The 18302-nt window shown below is 68.9% G+C and carries 17 protein-coding genes and 2 riboswitches; of the genes, 4 read left to right on the top strand and 13 right to left on the bottom strand.

From position 1 onward, the window contains the following. Nucleotides 1–18: 18 nt before the first annotated feature. The 9 genes from VES41_RS19610 to VES41_RS19570 form a co-directional block, all read right to left on the bottom strand. A complete protein-coding gene (locus VES41_RS19610) occupies nucleotides 19–1044 on the bottom strand; it encodes a LysR family transcriptional regulator (protein WP_324820601.1) in 1026 nt (341 codons plus the stop codon). 66 nt (nucleotides 1045–1110) lie between these two features. Continuing rightward, nucleotides 1111–1293, bottom strand: a complete 183-nt coding sequence (locus VES41_RS19605) for a hypothetical protein (RefSeq protein ID WP_324820504.1) — start codon at nucleotides 1291–1293, stop codon at nucleotides 1111–1113. A gap of 94 nt (nucleotides 1294–1387) precedes the next feature. Beyond that, on the bottom strand, nucleotides 1388–2698 hold the full coding sequence (gene otnK, locus VES41_RS19600) for a 3-oxo-tetronate kinase (protein WP_324820502.1): 1311 nt from the start codon (nucleotides 2696–2698) through the stop codon (nucleotides 1388–1390). Nucleotides 2699–2718: 20 nt separating this feature from the next. After that, nucleotides 2719–3762 carry a D-erythronate dehydrogenase gene (denD, locus tag VES41_RS19595; RefSeq protein WP_324820500.1) on the bottom strand — a complete coding sequence of 348 codons (1044 nt, stop codon included), beginning with the start codon at nucleotides 3760–3762 and terminating at the stop codon, nucleotides 2719–2721. A gap of 81 nt (nucleotides 3763–3843) precedes the next feature. Next, the gene (ltnD, locus tag VES41_RS19590; RefSeq protein ID WP_324820498.1) at nucleotides 3844–4728 is read right to left on the bottom strand and encodes an L-threonate dehydrogenase; all 885 of its coding nucleotides are present in this window, start codon (nucleotides 4726–4728) and stop codon (nucleotides 3844–3846) included. Nucleotides 4729–4734: 6 nt separating this feature from the next. After that, the gene (locus VES41_RS19585; RefSeq protein WP_324820496.1) at nucleotides 4735–6201 is read right to left on the bottom strand and encodes a sulfatase-like hydrolase/transferase; all 1467 of its coding nucleotides are present in this window, start codon (nucleotides 6199–6201) and stop codon (nucleotides 4735–4737) included. Between the two features lie 13 nt (nucleotides 6202–6214). Next, nucleotides 6215–7249, bottom strand: coding sequence for a tripartite tricarboxylate transporter substrate binding protein (locus VES41_RS19580; protein ID WP_324820494.1), 1035 nt, complete (start codon nucleotides 7247–7249; stop codon nucleotides 6215–6217). Next, nucleotides 7246–7668 (bottom strand): hypothetical protein, encoded by a 423-nt coding sequence (locus VES41_RS19575; RefSeq protein WP_324820492.1) that lies wholly within the window; start codon nucleotides 7666–7668, stop codon nucleotides 7246–7248. The genes VES41_RS19580 and VES41_RS19575 overlap by 4 nt, the downstream gene beginning before the upstream one ends. A gap of 141 nt (nucleotides 7669–7809) precedes the next feature. Beyond that, the gene (locus tag VES41_RS19570) at nucleotides 7810–8598 is read right to left on the bottom strand and encodes a FadR/GntR family transcriptional regulator (RefSeq protein WP_324820490.1); all 789 of its coding nucleotides are present in this window, start codon (nucleotides 8596–8598) and stop codon (nucleotides 7810–7812) included. A gap of 61 nt (nucleotides 8599–8659) precedes the next feature. Between VES41_RS19570 and VES41_RS19565 the strand changes: the two genes are divergently transcribed. Together VES41_RS19565 and VES41_RS19560 are read left to right on the top strand one after the other, a co-directional pair. Further along, complete coding sequence (locus VES41_RS19565) at nucleotides 8660–9646, top strand: alpha/beta hydrolase (protein WP_324820488.1); 987 nt, start codon at nucleotides 8660–8662, stop codon at nucleotides 9644–9646. A 62-nt stretch (nucleotides 9647–9708) separates the two neighbouring features. After that, complete coding sequence (locus VES41_RS19560; RefSeq protein ID WP_324820486.1) at nucleotides 9709–10029, top strand: hypothetical protein; 321 nt, start codon at nucleotides 9709–9711, stop codon at nucleotides 10027–10029. A 24-nt stretch (nucleotides 10030–10053) separates the two neighbouring features. On the opposite strand, the gene VES41_RS19555 is transcribed toward VES41_RS19560, so the two are convergent. Next, nucleotides 10054–10989, bottom strand: a complete 936-nt coding sequence (locus tag VES41_RS19555) for a LysR substrate-binding domain-containing protein (protein WP_324820484.1) — start codon at nucleotides 10987–10989, stop codon at nucleotides 10054–10056. A gap of 139 nt (nucleotides 10990–11128) precedes the next feature. Between VES41_RS19555 and VES41_RS19550 the strand changes: the two genes are divergently transcribed. After that, nucleotides 11129–12208 carry a tartrate dehydrogenase gene (locus VES41_RS19550; protein WP_324820481.1) on the top strand — a complete coding sequence of 360 codons (1080 nt, stop codon included), beginning with the start codon at nucleotides 11129–11131 and terminating at the stop codon, nucleotides 12206–12208. Between the two features lie 40 nt (nucleotides 12209–12248). Next, entirely contained in the window at nucleotides 12249–13250 is a 1002-nt protein-coding gene (locus VES41_RS19545; protein ID WP_324820479.1) for a tripartite tricarboxylate transporter substrate binding protein, read from the top strand. Between the two features lie 33 nt (nucleotides 13251–13283). On the opposite strand, the gene gcvP is transcribed toward VES41_RS19545, so the two are convergent. The 3 genes from gcvP to gcvT form a co-directional block, all read right to left on the bottom strand. Continuing rightward, nucleotides 13284–16175 carry an aminomethyl-transferring glycine dehydrogenase gene (gene gcvP / locus VES41_RS19540; RefSeq protein ID WP_324820477.1) on the bottom strand — a complete coding sequence of 964 codons (2892 nt, stop codon included), beginning with the start codon at nucleotides 16173–16175 and terminating at the stop codon, nucleotides 13284–13286. Nucleotides 16176–16227: 52 nt separating this feature from the next. Further along, a complete protein-coding gene (gcvH, locus tag VES41_RS19535; RefSeq protein ID WP_324820475.1) occupies nucleotides 16228–16593 on the bottom strand; it encodes a glycine cleavage system protein GcvH in 366 nt (121 codons plus the stop codon). A gap of 72 nt (nucleotides 16594–16665) precedes the next feature. Further along, nucleotides 16666–17826: a glycine cleavage system aminomethyltransferase GcvT gene (gene gcvT, locus VES41_RS19530; protein WP_324820473.1), complete on the bottom strand. Its 1161-nt coding sequence runs from the start codon at nucleotides 17824–17826 to the stop codon at nucleotides 16666–16668. Between the two features lie 48 nt (nucleotides 17827–17874). Beyond that, a riboswitch (glycine riboswitch) is annotated at nucleotides 17875–17986 on the bottom strand. Between the two features lie 17 nt (nucleotides 17987–18003). Continuing rightward, nucleotides 18004–18103: riboswitch (glycine riboswitch) on the bottom strand. Nucleotides 18104–18302 lie beyond the last annotated feature (199 nt).

The following is an 18302-nucleotide window of genomic DNA, read 5'->3' as shown; positions in this document are numbered from 1 at the left end:
CGGCAGCGCGTGGCCGCGTCAGGCCTCGGCATCGCCGCGACGGCGCTCGCGTCCCAGCCAGCGTGCCTCCCATTCGCCGCGCGCGATCCTGTCGCGGCTTTCGGCCAGCAGGGCGTCGATCACGACTTGCGTGGCGTCGTCAGGGGCGTGCCCGGTCGGCGTGGCCAGCGTGTAGGTGCGAGAGAGTTCCGGCTTGACGATGCGGGCGACCACCCAGTGCGGGCGCTGCGGCGGATGGCTGTCGAGCGCACATGCCGGGGTGATGGTGAAGCCGGCGCCGCTCATGTACAGCGATCGGATGACCCGGGTCGAGTCCTGCTCGTGCACGATGTTCAGGGGCAGGCCCAGCGGCCCGGCGGCATCCTCGACGCTGCGGCGGATGGCGAAGCGGCGCGATTGCAGCACCAGCGGTTGCGCGACGGCGTCCGCGAAATCGATTTCGCAAGGAACGGGCGAGGCCCGCTTTCCCTTGGCGGAAGGCTTCGCCTTCGGCCTGGGTCTGCGTAGCAGCGCCGCCACCGCGCCATCAGAATCCTGGCCGCAGAAGTACATCGCTTCGCGCGCCAGCGGCTGGCAGTGCAGCCCGTCTACCTGCGGCGCATCGACCAGGATGCCCACGTCCGCGCGACGGTCGAGCATGGCTTTCTTCACGCCGAGACTGAGGTCGTCGAGCACGAACACGCGGATGCGGGGGTGCGTCTTCTTCAGCGCGGCCAGCACGGGCCCGATGAGCATCGACGCGAGCAGGAACGGGAGCGCCACCGTCACCGAGCCTTCCGGACCCTGCGGCAGGCGTTGGATGCGCTCCTTGACCGCCTCGGCGTCGCTGAGCAGCCGGCGCGCATCCTCGTAGAGCTGCAGGCCCGCGAGCGTGGGTGTGACGCCGGCGTGCGAACGGTCGAACAGCCGCGCGCCCAGTTCGGCCTCGAGCTTCTTGATCTGCGCGGTGAGGGCCGGCTGCGCGATATAGAGCGAACCGGCAGCCCGCGACAGGCTGCCGGCTTCGAGCACGGCAATGAAGTAGCGCAGCGTGCGCAGGTCCAAATCAGCCTCCAACTTCGGTTGGCAGGCGTTTTATCAGGTCCGGCGCCAACGCACGCGCGGGCTGGCTCAGGCGTTCTTGAGCGGGCGCTGTTCGTCGAGTTCCTCGCGCCTTTCGCGGCCGAGCTCGTCCATCATCTTCTCGACCTGCTTGTCCTTCCCGTCGCTGGGAATCGACTCTTCCTGGGTGATCTCGGGCTCTTCCGTCGGCGGACCGTCAGGCGGGTGGCCCTTGGGGGTCGGTGTTCGCATGGTGCAACTCCTTCGGTATGGACCCATGCTGCCTGCCCGTGGCGGGCGGCTGTAGCGTCGAATGCCCCGGATGCCCGTCGGCGCCGGCCGACAGTCAGGCCGCCGCGCAGGCGAACGCGCGAGTGAAGAAGTCGTCGCCGCCGAAGTTGCCGGACTTCAATGCGATGTGCAGGTCGGCGTCGATCGGCTCGCCGGCCTCGCCGACAACTTGCGCATGCGCGTGGCACCAGGGCACGCCGGGATCGATCTGCGCCCCGATGCGCAGCTGCCCGATGCCCAGCGCCTGCACGACCGCGCCCGACGTTTCGCCGCCGGCAACCACCAGCTGGCGAACCCCGCGTGCCACCAGTGCGCGTGCGATGGCCGCGATGGCGCGCTCGACCAGCGCGCCGGCGGCGTCCACTCCAAGTGCCCCTTGCGTGGCCTTGACCGCATCGGGGTCGGCGCTCGAGTACACCAGCAGGGGACCATTGCCGCGCGCGAGCACGGGCGTGGCCCAGGCCAGCGCGTCCTCGGCGATGTCCTCGCCGGCATCGGCCTGCCGTGCCAGGCGCAGCGGGTCGAGCGCGAAGGCCGGCATGCCGGCCTGGATGGCGTAGCGCACCTGTCGGTTGGTCGCCAGCGAACAACTGCCCGAAAGAACCGCTTGCAGGCCGCCCGGCGCCGGCAGCGCCGCGGCCTGCGGCGACGGCGAGAGTCCGAAGTTGGCCGGCAGCGCGATCGCCACGCCCGAGCCGGCGGTCAGCAGTGGCAGGTCGGCCAGCGCCGGCCCGAGGCGCAGCAGGTCGTCGTTGGACAGCGCGTCCACCACCGCCAGGCCAACCCCGTCGGCGCGCAGCGCGGCGATGCGTGCGCGCACCGCCTCGGCCCCGCGCGCGACCACGGCGTGGTCGATCAGGCCGACGCGGCGCCGGCACTGCGCCTGCAGCACGCGCACCAGGTTGGCGTCGGTCATGGGCGTCAGCGGATGGTTCTGCATGCCGCTCTCGTTCAGCAGCACGTCGCCGACGAACAGGTGGCCCTTGAAGACCGCACGGCCGTTGTCGGGAAAAGCCGGCGTCGCGATCGTGAAGTCGCAGCCCAGCGCGTCCATCAGGGCCTCGGCCACCGGGCCGATGTTGCCGCGCGGGGTGGAGTCGAAGGTCGAGCAGTACTTGAAGTAGATCTGCCGAGCACCTTGCGCCTGCAGCCAGCGCAGCGCCGCCAGCGACTGCGCAACGGCATCGGACGCGGCGATCGTGCGCGACTTCAACGCGATGACCACGCATTCGGCCTCGCCGGCGAACGGCGCGTCGGGCACGCCGATGGCCTGCACCGTGCGCATGCCCGCACGCACGAGGTTGTTGGCCAGATCCGTGGCGCCCGTGAAGTCGTCGGCGATGCAGCCCAGCAGCAATCGGGTCATGGTGTGGGGGTCCTCGTCGTTCAGGCGGCCATCGCCGTGCGCAGCGGCATCCTGACCGCCTCGGGATTCTCCCGCACATAGTCGGCGAGGATGGCATCGACGCTTGCGTCCGGCGCGAGGCCGAGGGCGGCAGCGCGGCGCGCTTCGAAGCGGCTGGGCCAGCTGGTGATGATCTTCGTCACTTGCGGGTCGGGTTCCCAGTCGATCAGGGCGGTGGCTTGCGGGCCGGCCAATCGCTCGAGTGCCTGGGCCATCTCGCGCACGGTGGTGGTCAGCGCCGGAAGGTTGATGGCGGTACGGGCACCCCAGTCGGCGGCCGGGGCGCTGGCCGCGCGCAGCAGGCCGGCAATCGTGTTTCCGGGCGAGGCCAGGGCGACGGCGGTGTCGGGGTCAACCGGACAACGGGTGCGCCGCTGCGCGAGCGGCTCGCGCAGCATGCCGCTCAGGAAGCCGGATGCAGCGCCGTTCGGCAACCCCGGGCGTACCGACACGGTCATCAGCCGCACGCTACGTCCAGCCACATACCCCTTGCGCGTGTAGTCGGCCACCAATTGCTCGCCGACGAACTTCTGGATGCCGTAGCTGTTCTGCGGTGTTGCCAGCGTGGTGTCTTCGATCACCGGTGGCAGCGGCTGCTCTGGCGAGTCGCCGAACACGGCGACCGAACTGGAGAACACGAACACCGGGGCCGTGCCGGATTTGCGGCACGCGTCGAGCAATCCGCGCGTTGCATCGAGATTGCTGCGCATGCCCAGGTCGAAATCGGCTTCGCATTCACCGCTGACCGCGGCGGCGAGATGGAAGACGAGGTCGACCTCGTCGAGCGGCAATTGCCCGTCGGCGATCAGCGACGGCAGGTCGCCACCGATGAAACGGACGCGCCCGTCGTCTCGCAGGTCGGATGGCGGAGGTGCGCGGTCCACCAGCAGCACGTGCGCCAGCGGGCGGGGCGCAGCTCCCGCCAGCGACACCGCTTCCTGGGCCAGGAGCGCGCGCGCCAGGCGTGCCCCGAGAAATCCGCAGCCACCGGTCACGAGAATGTTGAGTCCCGTCGAAGAGGTCATTCCTTCTTTTCCTGTCTTGCTGTTGCGGGCGTCCGCGGGCGCCGCGTCGACTGGTGCCGCGCCGCCTCGCCGCCCTGATGGTCAGGGCAGGGTGATGCCCGGGAAGATCTTGATCACCGCCGAATCGTCCTCGCGGGCGAAGCCCGCGCTCGACGCCTGCATGAACATCTGGTGAGCGGTGGAGGCCAGCGGCAGCGGAAACTTGCTGGCACGCGCGGTGTCGAGCACCAGCCCCAGGTCCTTGACGAAGATGTCCACCGCCGACAACGGTGTGTAGTCGCCGGCCAGCACGTGCGCCATGCGGTTCTCGAACATCCAGCTGTTGCCGGCGCTGTGGGTGATGACCTCGTACAGTGCCGCCGCGTCCACGCCTTCGCGCAGCCCGAGCGCCATCGCCTCGGCGGCGGCGGCGATGTGCACCCCGGCCAGCAGCTGGTTGATGATCTTCACCTTGCTGCCCGCACCGGCGCGATCGCCCAGCCGGTAGACCTTGCCGGCCATGGCGTCGAGCATCGGCCCGGCCTTGGCGTAGGCCTCGGGCGTGGCGGCGGACATCACCGTCATCTGCCCGGCGGCCGCCTTGGCGGCGCCACCGGAGATGGGCGCGTCCACATACAGGATGCCGGTCGCGGCCAGGCGTTCTTCGAGCGCGACGGACCAGTTGGGGTCCACGGTGGAGCACATGACGAACACGTTGCCGGGTTTCATGGCTGCCGCCGCGCCGGCATCGCCGAACAGGATCTGCTCGGTCTGCTGCGCGTTCACGACGACGCTGATGATCCGGTCGCAATGCGCGGCCACCTGGGCGGGCGTGTCATGGGCGGTGCCACCGTCTGCGGCGAATGCCGCGGCAGCGCCCGGTCGTGCGTCGCAAACGTGCAGGTGATATCCGGCACGCCGGAGCGTGGCGGCGATGCCGGCGCCCATGGCGCCCAGGCCGATCAGGCCGGCTTGCGGTGTGTTCATGCTGGTTCAGCCTTGGATCAATCGGACCTCTTCGCCGGGAACGGGGGTGTAGCTGCCGCCGCCGCGGCGCTCCAGGGCCTCGTAGCCGCCGTGTTGCTCGATGAGCGCACGTTGCGCCGCCTTGGCCCGTTCATCCGCGGCGACGGGGTCCAGACGCTGCCGCAATTCGTCCTCGAGGTCCGCCAGCACGTCCTGGCACGCGGGGTCCGCCGCCCGGTCCATCACTTCCTCGGGGTCTTCGCGAAGGTTGAACAACTCCGGCCGGAAGCCGGTGTAGTGGATGTATTTCCAATCGCCCTTGCGGATCATGTAGCAGGCACTGATCGAGCCGGCGGCGTGGTATTCGCTCAGCACGACGCGCTGGGCGGCCTCGGCCTCGCCCATGCGCATCGACTCGAACAACGAGCGACCCGGGTGCGATTCGGCTTCGCGCGCCTGCGGCGGCACGCCGACCGCTTCGAGGATCGTCGGCCAGAAATCGATGTGCGACACGGGCGTGTCGCAGGTCGCGCCCGAGGCGATGCCCGGGCCGGCCGCAATCATCGGAATGCCTGCCGATTCCTCGTACATGTTCGACTTCCCCCACAAGCCGCGCGCACCCATGTTGTCGCCGTGGTCCGAGAGGAAGATCACCCGCGTGGTCTTGTCGAGCCCGGTGGCCGCGAGCGTGTCGAGCACGCGGCCGACCTGATCGTCGATGTAGGTGCACAGCGCGTAGTAGGAGGCGATGGCGATGCGGCGCTGGTGGTCGTCCGCGAAGCTCGCGTCGAAGATGTAGCACGCGTTCAGCGCGTCCCACCAGGGGTGCTGGAAGCCGGCTGGCCGCTTCTTCGGCAGAACGATCGACTCGGGCGGGTACATGTCGTAGTACGCCTGCGGCGCGACCAGCGGGGAGTGTGGCGAGATGAAGGACGTGAAGAGCGTCCACGGCTTCCCGCGGCTGGCGTTGCCCTCGCCCTGCAGCCATTGGCAGGCTTCGTCGGCAATATCGCGGTCGTAGCCGGTGTATGTGGAATCGCCCGGGCCGATGCGCGTTGCCATGTCGCGCGACTGATGCCGCACCGGGAGCGGTTCGCGCAGCAGTCCGTGCAGATCGCCGACTCCGCCCTCGATGTGCATGGGAATGATCTGCTGGTCGAACCCGGTGTCGGCTTCCTCGTTGGTGTAGTGCAGCTTGCCGATGGACACCACCGGGTGGCCGTGCTCCTGCAGCACGTGCCCCCAGGAGCGGACCTCTCCGTCATAGGCGATGGCGTTGTCCCAGTAACCGGTCTGGTGGACGTACCTTCCGGTGGCGAACGCAGAACGCGCCGGCACGCAGATGGGCGAGTTCGTGTAGGCGTTGGTAAAGCGCGTCCCGCGGGCAGCGAGCCGATCCAGATTGGGTGTCTTGACCGTGGGGTGGCCATAGCAGCCGAGCATCTTCTTGTTGTGCTCGTCGTCCATGATGATGAGCAGGTTCATCGGTTCCATGTGGTTTCCTGTATCAGTTGAGCGCGATGCCATTCGCCTTGACGACGCGCGCCCATTTTTCGCCGTCGGACTTGACCAGCTGGCCCAGTTCCGATGGTGTTCCTGTCTGCGCGACCGCGCCGATCTTCAGAAGCTGCGCAGCGACTTCGGGGTCCTGGAGCGCAACGCCGATTTCCCGGTTCAGGCGCTCGATCACCGGGGCGGGCGTGCCTGCCGGGGCAAAGATCGCATGCCAGTTGTCGGCCTCGAAGTCAGCCAGGCCGGCCTCCTTCATGGTCGGCACGTCCGGTACGGCAGGGAAGCGATGCGCCGTGGTGACGGCCAGGCCGCGCAGCTTGCCGGCCTTGATCTGCGCCAGTGCTGGCGGCATGCCGGCGAAGAACATCTGGACCTCGCCGGAGAGCACCGCGGTGATGCCCGCCGAGCCACTCTTGTAGGGAATGTGCGCCATCTTGATGCCGCTTGCGGAACTGAACAGTTCGGACGTCAGGTGCTGAAGGCCGCCGGGCCCCGCGGATGCGTAGTTCAGCTTGTCGGGGTGCGCTTTCGCCAGGGCGATCAAATCCTGCGGGGTGCGCGCGGGCGAATCCGCCTTGACGACCAGGATCAGCGGGACGGAAGCCACCTTGGCCACGGGCGCGAAGCTGGTGAGCGGGTCGTAGCTCAGGTGCGGATAGACGCTCTTGGCGATGGCGTGTGGCGAGACGGTGCCCATGGTCAGCGTGTAGCCGTCGGGTTGGGCGCGAGCGACGTATCCGGCGGCGACGGTGCCTGCGGCGCCGGGCCGGTTCTCGACGATCACGGATTGGCCTAGCTGCTTGCCCAGCGGCGCCGCGAGGACACGCGCGATCAGGTCCGGGGCGCCGCCGGGCTCGCTGCCGACCACGACCGTGACGACTTTGGACGGGTACCCGTCAGCATGCGCGGTGCCCAGCAGCAGGCCAACGGACGCGAGGCAGGCCATCCAGCGTGAAGCGAGTTTCGAGGTTTTCATGTGGGTCCTCCAATGGGTGGGGAGACGCGCATTCGGCGCGCCGCGGAAGTTCACCGGCCCGGTGCACCGGCCTGCGCGAGTTCGGCCGCGTCGAAGGTCAGCTCGATCATCAATCCGGTGGGATCGTGCAGGAACAGCTGGTGCAGAGGCGCGCCCGGTACGGTGGCCTCCGTCCAAGGCACCGCGCAGGCCGAAAGATGGGCGCGAGTGGCTGCGAGGCCGCGCCAGCGCAGCGAGACATGGTTGAAGCGGCCGGTTGGCAGGCCCGCCGGTGGCGCCGGCTCGTCCGGCGGCGCGTTGCCGGCCAGGTGAATGACGGGGCGCTCGCCGATATAGAACCAGTGGCCCGGGAAGGAAAAGTCCGGCCGTGGTCCCTCGGCCAGCGTGAGCACCCGGGCATAGAAGTCGTGCAGCCTGCCCAGTTCCCCGGAGGGGACGCGCAGCGTGAAGTGGTCGAGATAGAGAGGTTCCACTTGGCCTTCCGATGCTGAAGTCGTAGGGTTATCATACAAGTTGAGATGCTCGAAGACATAAGGGAATACCCACCGAAGGTCCGCTGCCGGGCGCTGCCGTTGCGGCCCACGCCCCGTGCGCCGGACGGGCCGCTATGCTGCTCAGCCGGCGGCCGGCGGCGTGGTCGACAGCCCGCTGATCAGCGCACGGGCCAGCACGGTGCCTTCCTGCTGCCAGAAGGCCGGGTCGGCTTCCTCGATGCGGCGGATGGCGTTGTTCATGTGCGCTGCCGCCATGCTGCGTGCAGCCTGCGCGTCGCCGGCCGCGATCGCCTCGACGATGCGGTCGTGTTCCTCGCGCACCTGGCGCGCGAAGTCCTGGCGTCGCGCTTCGTTGGCGCGCGTCACTCGGGTGGCGCCCTGGAGCAGGCGGCTGAGGTACTGCAGCGTGCTCTGCAGGAAAGGGTTGTGGGCGGCATCCCCGATGGCGCGATGAAAGGCGACGTCCTCCATCACGCCGTCGCCGCCGGCACGCACGGCCCGGTCGAGCGCGGTGAGTGCGCGCCGCAACTGGCGCACGTCCGCCGCCGTGCGGCGCTCGGCAGCCAATCCGGCAACCTCGGACTCGAGCGCGCGGCGCACCTCCACCATCTGGATCACGGCCTCGCGCGAGCCGGCATAGCTGGCGTCGAAGCTCAGCGATGGAATGCCCGCCTCGCGCACGTACACGCCGCTGCCCTGGCGCGAATCGACCAGGCCGATCGACTTGAGCCGCGAGATCGCCTCGCGCACCACCGTGCGGCTGACCGAGAACTGCGCCGACAAAGCTGCCTCCGGAGGCAGCTTGGCGCCGGCCACCACCCGGCCATTGCGGATCTCGCCGGCAAGCGCGTCGGCGACGCGGTCCGCCAGCCGGGCCCCGGGTGCAAGCGCGCTGAAGTGCATGGTCATACGGTGTCGAGAAACTTGTCGTACAACTTTACTGCATATGGCACATCCGCTTCCACCTGAATTGCTGGCCGACATGCGCCGGCTAGGCCCGCTCTGGCATCACGACATCCGGGCTGCCAGCCAGGCGATGCTCGCGGCCTGGGCGCCCCTGATCGACGCGGCTGCGCCGCCGGCATGGCGCCTGCACGCCGACCAGTCGTACGGCCCACACCCGCGCCAACGCCTGGATGTCTACGAACCAACGGGCGCGGCACCATCGCCCGGGTTGCTCACTGAAGGTGGCGACGGCGCGCCGGTGCTCATGTTCGTGCACGGCGGTGCTTTCGTACGCGGCGAAAAGTGCCTGACGCCGCAGGTCTATGGCAACGTGTCGCGCGAATTTGCGCGGCATGGGTTCCTGGCCGTGAACGTGGAGTACCGGCTCGCGCCCGAGGCAGTCTGGCCGGCCGGCGCCGAGGACGTGCGTGATGCGGTGCTGTGGGTCGCCCGGAACGCCGCACGTTTTGGCGGCGACGCGCGGCGTATGGTATTGATGGCCCATTCGGCCGGTTGCGCGCACGCGGCAACCGCCGCATGGGACGCGCGGGTACGTCCACCGGACGGCCTGCCGATCGTCGGCCTGGTGCTGGCCAGTCCGCGCGTCGATGCCGACCAGCATCCGGGCAACCCCAATGCCCCGGGTGTCGCCGCGTACTACGGGACCGACATTTCGTTGTACGCCACGCGGGCGCCCATCCACCGCACACGGGCCGACGCGCCGCCCACGTTCGTGGGCTTCGCGCAGTACGAGAACCCGATGCTCGAGTACCAATCGCTCGAACTGGTGAATCGGCTCGCATGCCTGGCCAGAACCGACGGCGCGCCGATGCCGCGGGTTGCCCAGTACCTGGACCACAACCACACGAGCCTGGCAGCCCAGTTCGACACCCCGTTCAATGCCTTCGGCGCGGATCTGCGCGACTGGATCGGGCGTGTGCTGCGCGGCGACTTCGCCGGCGCACGGTCATCGACGGGGCGCAGCAGAGGGGACGACCGGCGTTCGACCTGAGCTTTCGCGCCGGCGGGACGTTTCCAGCCGGGGGGGCGGGGTCGTCGCCGCTGACCGGCCAGGTGGACCTGCGCACCGGGGGCAACCCGGGCGGCGCAGACAGCCTGTTCTACGACTTCATCCTGCGCGACGGCAGCCACTTCACCTTCGCCTGGCACAACACCGCCGGAGCCCTCAAGGAAGGCAAGGGCAAGCAGTTGGAACTGATGGGCATGCCGCGCGCCGAGTGGCCCGACGTTCGCTGGCTGATCGATCCGACGGACTACCTGCGTCCGATCGTGTTCGATGCCAACGACAAGGCATGGAACGACCCGCGCAAGGAGCGCAAGTTGCGCGAGTTCTGCGGCGACGGCCACGGCGGACACGATGGGCACGGGCACTGACTGCTGGTCGGTCCCTTGGTGCCGTCAGCGCGTCGAGCGCCCGCTGAGCTCCCACTGTGTGAACGCCGCGGCCACGAAATCGACGAAGGCGCGCACCCGCGCCACCGTGTGGTGATGCCGCGGATAGACCGCATAGATGTCGGCGTCCGGCGTGTCGTACTGAGGCAGCACCTGCACCAGCCGACCGCTGTGCAGGTAGCGCGCAATGTCCCACTCGGCCCGCATCAGAATGCCGTGGCCGTCCAACGCCCAGTTGACGGCGATCTCGCCGTCGTTCGTCGACAGTCCGCCGCGAACCTTGATGGCCTGGGTGCCCGGATGCCGGCCCTTGCTCATGGTGAGCCGCCACAGCCCATAGGCCTCGTCGCCCTGGCGGATCGTGATGCACCTGTGGCGCGTCAAGTCACTCGGGACCTTGGGTGTGCCCAGCTTTTGCAGATACGCCGGAGAAGCACACAGCAGGCGCCGATTCCGTGCAATGCGGCGCGCAATCACGCGTGCGTCCGGCGGTGGGCCGAATCGAATGCATACGTCGAACGAATCGTCGGTCAGGGCCGGCGGATTGACCGACAGCTGCAACTGCACCTCGACGTCCGGATGCCGCTTGGCGAAGCGCGAGATCAGCGGCGCCACGTGGCTGCGCCCGAAACCCAGCGTCGCATTGACCCGCAGCAGGCCGGAGGGCGAGGCCTGGGCGGCGCCCAGCGTCTGCTCCAGGTCCTCGATGCCAGCGAGGATGCGACGGGCATGCTCCAGGTACACCTCGCCCTCGGGGGTCAGGCTCATCCTGCGCGTGGAGCGATTGACCAGCGACACGCCCAGGCGCGACTCCATCAATGCCAGGTGCTTGCTGACCGCGGGCGTGGACACCCCCAGTTCGCGCCCGGCGGCGCTCAGGCTGCCGGCGGTCGACAACGTCGCGAAGAACGCCAGGTCGGCAGGCTGGATGCGCTTGGCCATGGGGCGATTGTGTTGCGAGGACGGGCCTTCATTATTAGCTTCAGGTTAACGATGGCTTTTCTTTGGTGATGCCTGTGCGGCGCGAATGTTCCTAGAGTCGGCGCATCGACCACATCGCTTCGTCAGGGAGCCGCCATCCATGAAGAAATTTCACATCGCCGTCATTCCTGGAGACGGCATCGGCAAGGAGGTCACGCCGGCAGGCCAGGAGGTGCTGCAGGCCCTGGCCGGCCCCGACGCCGGCTTCGGCTTCGAGTTCGAGAACTTCGACTGGGGTGGTGACTACTATCGCCGGCACGGCGTGATGATGCCGGCCGATGGCCTGGACGCGCTGCGCGACAAGGACGCAATCCTGTTCGGCTCGGCCGGCGACCCGCACATCCCGGATCACATCACGCTTTGGGGCCTGCGCCTGAAGATCTGCCAGGGCCTGGACCAGTACGCCAACGTGCGGCCCACGCGCATCCTGCCCGGCATCGATGCGCCGCTCAAGCGCTGCGGTCCCGACGACCTCGACTGGGTGATCGTGCGCGAGAACTCCGAAGGCGAGTACGCCGGCGTGGGCGGGCGCGTGCACCAGGGCCTGCCGATCGAGGTGGCGACGGATGTTTCCATCCTCACGCGGGCCGGGGTCGAGCGCATCATCCGCTTCGCCTTCAGGTTGGCGCAGAGCCGCCCGCGCAAGCAGCTCACCGTAGTCACCAAGAGCAACGCCCAGCGCCATGCCATGGTGATGTGGGACGAGATCGCCCTGGAGGTTTCCCGGGAGTTCCCCGATGTACGTTGGGACAAGGAGCTCGTCGACGCAATGACAGCGCGGATGGTGATGCGTCCTGCCAGCCTGGACACCGTTGTCGCGACCAATCTGCATGCCGACATCCTGAGCGACCTGGCGGCCGCGCTGGCGGGCAGCCTGGGCATCGCGCCCACCGCCAACATCGACCCCGAGCGCCGTTTTCCGAGCATGTTCGAGCCGATCCATGGCTCGGCCTTCGACATCATGGGCCAGGGCCTGGCCAATCCGATCGGGACTTTCTGGTCCTGCGTGATGCTGCTCGAGCATCTTGGAGAAACCGGCGCTGCCGCGCGGCTCATGCAGGCCATCGAGGCGGTGACCGCGTCCGGCGAACTGCGCACGCGCGACCTCGGCGGCAACGCCACCACCGCGCAGGTGACCGAAGCCGTGTGCCGAGGCCTGGCGGCCGCTGCCGGCCGCTGAGCATTCCGGACAGTAGTCAGCCACAAGAAGGAGACAAGCCATGCAAGAGATCAAGCCGGGCGTCGCTGCCCGAGTGGGACGCCGCACGCTGCTGGCGGCCGCCGCCTGCACGTTCTGCCTGGGGGTCGGTACCGCCCAGGCGCAGGACTGGCCGACGCGCACGATCAGCCTGATCGTGCCATTCCCGGCCGGAGGCACCACCGACGTGCTGGCGCGCGCCCTGGCCGAGCCGCTCGGCAAGGCCCTCGGACAGGCGGTGATCGTCGAGAGCAAGCCCGGCGCCGGGGCCACGCTGGGTGCGGACTACGTGGCGAAGTCCCAGCCCAACGGCTACACGCTGCTGGTCGGCGCGGTGCACCACACCATTGCCACCAGCGTCTACAAGAAGCTCCCCTACGACTTTCAGAAGGACTTCGCGCCGCTCACCACCATCGCGATGGTGCCCAACGTGCTGGTGGTCAAGGCGGATTCCCCGGCGAAGGATGTGGCCGGCCTGATCGCCCTGGCCAGGGACGCGAAGGAGCCCCTTGCGTACGGTTCCAACGGCAACGGTACCGCGCAGCACCTGATCGGCACCCAGTTCCAGAACATGACTGGGGTGAAGCTGCTGCATGTCCCGTACAAGGGCAGCGGGCCGCTCACGGTCGATCTGCTGGGCGGGCAGGTTGCGATGTCATTCGATACCGTGACGCCGGTGCTGCCGCACATCCAGGCCGGCAAGCTGCGTCCGCTGGCGGTGACGACCGCCAAGCGCTCGTCCGCACTGCCGGACGTGCCAACGCTGCAGGAGGCGGGGCTGAAGGGCTTCAACATCGGCACCTGGTTCGGCGTGCTGGCGCCGGCGGCGACGCCGAAGGACGTTCAGGTCCGCCTTGCTGTGGAGATGACGAAGATCATCCATTCGGCCGATTTCAAGGCGCAGATGGCAAAGATCGGCGCCGAGCCCATCGGCGACTCCCAGCAGGAAATGGCGCGTCAGATCAGGGACGAGACCGAGAAGTTCGCGCAACTGGTGAAGGCGGCCAGCATCAGCGTGGAGTGACGCGGGCGGCCGGCGCAACGCCGGCCCTAGCCGTCACTCCTGCGCCGCGTAGTCCTCGATCGGCACGCACGAGCAGAACAGGTTGCGGTCGCCGTAGACGTTGTCCACCCGGCCCACGGGTGACCAGTATTTGCCCTGGCGCAGAGCCGCCAGCGGAAAGGCCGCAAGTTCGCGCGAGTACGGACGGTCCCAGTCGCTGCTCATCAGGCTGGCGGCGGTGTGCGGCGCGTTCTTGAGCGGGTTGTCTTCCCTGGGCCACACGCCTTCCTCGATGCGCCGGATCTCGCCGCGGATGGCGATCATGGCCTCTATGAAGCGATCGAGCTCGGCCAGCGGCTCGCTTTCGGTGGGCTCGACCATCAGCGTGCCGGCCACCGGGAAGCTCAGCGTCGGCGCGTGGAAGCCATAGTCGATCAGGCGCTTGGCGACGTCTTCGGCGGTGACGCCGCTGCTGTCCTTGATGGGGCGCAGGTCCAGGATGCACTCGTGGGCCACGTGGCCGTTGGGGCTCGCGTACAGGGTGGGGTAGTGCTCGGCCAGGCGCGCGCTGATGTAGTTGGCGCTCAGGATCGCGACCTCGGTTGCGGCCTTCAGACCGGTGGCGCCCATCATGCGGCAGTACATCCAGCTGATCGGCAGCACCGCCGCGTTGCCCAGGGGGGCAGCGGAGATGGCGCCGACGTGCGGCTGGCCGCCCGCCGTGGCATGGCCGGGCAGGTACGGCACCAGGTCCTCGACCACGCACACCGGCCCGACGCCCGGTCCGCCGCCGCCGTGCGGAATGCAGAAGGTCTTGTGCAGGTTCAGGTGGCTCACGTCGCCGCCGAACTCGCCCGGGGCGGCAACGCCCACCAGGGCGTTCATGTTGGCGCCGTCGACATACACGCGGCCACCGTGGGCGTGCACGATCTCGCACAGCTCCTTGACGCGGGTCTCGAACACGCCGTGCGTGCTCGGGTAGGTGATCATCACGCAGGCCAGGTCGTCCTTGTGCGCATCGCAGGCGCGGCGCAGGTCGTCGATGTCGACGTTGCCCTGTGCGTCGCAGGCGGTCACCACGACCTTCATGCCGGCCATCTGTGCGCTGGCCGGGTTGGTGCCGTGCGCGGAGGAGGGGATCAGGCAGACCTTGCGGTGGCCCTGGCCCTGCGCCTCGTGCCAGGCCATGATGGCCAGCAGCCCGGCGTATTCGCCCTGCGAGCCTGCGTTGGGCTGCAGGCTGATGCCCTTGTAGCCGGTGGCCTGGCAGAGCCACTCGCGCAGTTGCTGGTCGAGCATGGCGTAGCCCTGCAGCTGGTCGGCGGGCGCTAACGGGTGCACGTTGGCGAATTCCGGCCAGGTGATGGGGATCATCTCGCTGGTGGCGTTGAGCTTCATGGTGCAGCTGCCCAGCGGGATCATGCTGCGGTCCAGCGCGAGGTCCTTGTCGGACAGGCTGCGGATGTAGCGCAGCATTGCGGTCTCGCTCTTGTGGGTGTTGAACACCGGGTGCGAAAGATAGGCGGTGGTGCGGCGCAGCGCGTCGGGAATGAGCGGCGGCGCATCCGCGGCAAGGGCGTCGAAGTCGGGCACGGCCTTGCCTTCGCCGGCGAAGATGCGCCAGAGCAGTTCGACGTCGGCGCGGGTGCTGGTCTCGTCGAGGGAGATGCACAGATACTCGCCCCAGGCCTTGCGCAGGTTGGCGCCGTGCGCGACGGCGCGGGCGGCAATGGCGTCGGTGGCTTCGCCGGTCTTCAGGCCGAGCGTGTCGAAGGCCGAATCGTGGTGCTGGGCGAAGCCGAGCTTGGCCAGCCCGGCCCTGAGGATCGACGTGAGCAGGGCGACCCGGGCGGCAATGCGCCTGAGGCCGTCGGGCCCGTGGTAGACGGCGTACATGCTGGCGATCACCGCCGGCAGCACCTGCGCCGTGCAGATGTTGCTGGTGGCCTTCTCGCGGCGGATGTGCTGCTCGCGCGTCTGCAGCGCCAGCCGGTAGGCGGGCGCGCCGTGCGCGTCGACGCTCACGCCCACCAGCCGGCCCGGCAGGCTGCGCTTGAATTCGTCGCGGCAGGCCATGAAGGCGGCGTGCGGTCCACCCGCGCCCATGGGCATGCCGAAGCGCTGCGTGCTGCCCACGACGATGTCCGCGCCCATCTCGCCGGGCGGCTTGATCAGCGTGAGCGCCAGCAGGTCGGCGCAGACGATGAAGGCGGCGCTCTTGCCGTGCGCCGTGGCGGCGTCGCGGCTCCAGTCGTGCAGCCATCCGCTCGACGCCGGGTACTGCGCGAGCGCGGCGAAGTAGTCGTCGCGGGCAAGCGCCTGGTCCCAGGCTTCGGCGTTCATGGCGACTTCGAGCGTCAGGCCCAGCGGCGCCGCACGCGTGCGCAGCACTTCGAGGGTCTGCGGATGCGTGTCGCCCGAGACGACCAGCACGCTGCCCTTTGCCTTGACCGACCTGCGCGCCAGCGTCATGGCCTCGGCGGCGGCGGTGGCCTCGTCGAGCATGGAGGCGTTGGCGATCGCCATGCCGGTCAGGTCGCAGACCATGGTCTGGAAATTGACCAGCGCTTCCATGCGGCCCTGCGAGATCTCGGCCTGGTAGGGCGTGTAGGCGGTGTACCAGGCCGGGTTCTCGAGGATGTTGCGCAGGATCACGCCGGGCGTGTGGGTGCCGTAGTAGCCCTGGCCGATGAAGCTCCTGAGCACCTTGTTGCGGCCGGCCATCGCCTTGAGCTCGGCCAGCGCCTCGGCCTCGGTGGCCGGCTTGGGCAATTGCATCGGCGCGGCGCGGCGGATGGCGGGTGGCACGATGCCGTCGATCAGCGCGGCCCGCGTGGCCGAGCCAACCGCCTGCAGCATCTTTGCTTCGTCATCGGCACCGATGCCGATGTGGCGGCCAATGAATTCCTCGTGGTTCTCAAGAGCAAGAAGCGACGGCGTGGGCATATGAAAGGCTAAGGGGTTGGAGGACCTGCCAGGCAGGTAGCCTGGGGTGGGTTCAAGCCGTGAATTGCGTGTAGCTGGTCTCGTCCATGAGCGGATCGAGCTGGCTCGGATCGGTCATGCGGATCTTGAAGAACCAGCCGGCGCCCAGCGGGTCGCTGTTGGCCAGCGAGGGGTCGGCGCGCAGCGCCTCGTTCACCTCGGTGACTTCGCCGGCGATGGGCATGTAGACGTCGGCCGCGGCCTTGACCGATTCGACCACCCCGGCCACTTCGCCAGGCGCATAGCCCTGGCCGACCTCGGGAAGGTCGACGAAGACCACGTCGCCGAGCGCGTCCTGCGCATGCAGGGTGATGCCGACCGTGGCGATGTCGCCGTCGGTCGCGATCCATTCGTGTTCCTTGGTGTACTTGAGGGGCATGTCGTGCTCCGGTTTGGATGGGATGAAGAGAAGGGATTGAATCGGAACCGGGCGACCGCCGCTGGTGGACGCTCAGCCCCGGAAATATCGGGTCGGCACGAAGGGCATGGTGCTCACTTCCATGGGCACCGGCTTGCCGCGCACGATGGCCTGCACGCGGGTGCCCGGCTCGGAGAATGCGGTGGCGACGTAGCCCATGGCAATGGGCCGTTCGGCGGTTGGGCCGAGCAGGCCGCTGGTGACGGTGCCGATCGCGTGGCCTTCGAAGGACTGGAGCGCGCAGCCTTCGCGCACCGGCACGCGCTCGAGCGCGACCAGGCCGACGCGGCGGCGCGTGAGGATCTGCTGGTCGACGTGGCCGGCCAGGTCGGCGGCGACGGCCAACTGCGCCAGGATCTTGTCTGCGCCCGGAAAGCCGCCGGCGCGCGCGCCGCCGCTGCGGCGCACCTTCTGGATGGCCCACGTCAGCGACGCCTCGACCGGGGTGGTGGTGGTGTCGATGTCGTTGCCGTAGAGGCACAGCCCGGCTTCCAGGCGCAGCGAGTTGCGCGCGCCCAGGCCGATGGGCTGCACTTCGTGCTGTGCCAGCAGCAGCCGGGCGAGGGCGTCGGCCTGGTCGGCGGCGACGGAGATCTCGAAGCCGTCCTCGCCGGTGTAGCCGCTGCGGGTGGCGAAGGCGGGAATGTCGCCGATCCTGATGGCGCCGCCGGTCATGAAGACGAAGCGCTCGACGCCGGGCGACAGCCGCGCCAGCACGGCGGCCGCCTGCGGGCCCTGCAGGGCGAGCAGGGCATGGCCCGGCATGGGTTGGACACGGCATCGCCCGCCGATGCGGGCCTGGATGTGCGCGATGTCGGCGGCCTTGCAGGCGCCGTTGACGACGACGAAGAGGGCGTCGTTGCCTTCGTTGAAGAACATCAGGTCGTCGAGGATGCCGCCGGCGTCGTCGAGCAGCAGGCCGTAGCGCTGTTTGCCTGGGGCCAGGCCGATGACGTCGACCGGCATCAGGGTTTCGAAGGCGGCGGCGGCGTCGGGGCCGGACAGGCGCAGCTGGCCCATGTGCGAGATGTCGAACAGGCCGGCGGCGGTGCGGGTGTGCTTGTGTTCGGCCATGAGACCGGCGGGATACTGCACGGGCATCGAGTAGCCGGCAAAGGGCACCATGCGTGCGCCGAGCTCCAGGTGCAGGCCGTGTAGCGGGGTCTCGAGGAGGTCGGCGGGGGCGGTGGTCAAGGGGCGTGCTCCTTGTGGGGCAGTCGATATCCATGACACATGCCATGGGCCACCCCTGCTGTCCGCTTTACCTGAGAGATTCGCCCCACGATCGAGGTTTGCTCCTTCGGTGGGCGACGCCGGCGAATGCCGTGTGCCGCCTCTCTCCAGCCGGGAAAACGCCCCGCGAACGGGGCGCCTCGTCAGTCCTTTTGCCTGAGCGTTTGGTGGCCCTTTTACGGGGTGCCTGCGCCTTCGGCGGCCCCGGCGCGGCGGGGCTCTCTCCTGACCTGTGCGAGTTTATACGAGGGTTGCGGGTGCGGGCGGGCTTGATTTGCTCTGTTTGCTCTGGGGGAGGGCCGCCCGGCCTGCGCTGCCCGCCGGCGGCCTTCACTGCGCCGGCCCCTTCGGGGCTTCCCTGCGGTGCTCGCGAAGCCGGCCTGCGCCGTGTAACTCGCTGCGTTCACTGCGTTCACTGCGCTCAGACAGACACGGCG

The sequence above is a fragment of the Variovorax sp. genome (assembly GCF_035634955.1).
Lineage (GTDB): Bacteria > Pseudomonadota > Gammaproteobacteria > Burkholderiales > Burkholderiaceae_C > Variovorax.
The sequence above is the reverse complement of the archived record's forward strand: the minus strand, read 5'-3'. Positions and strand labels throughout refer to the sequence as shown.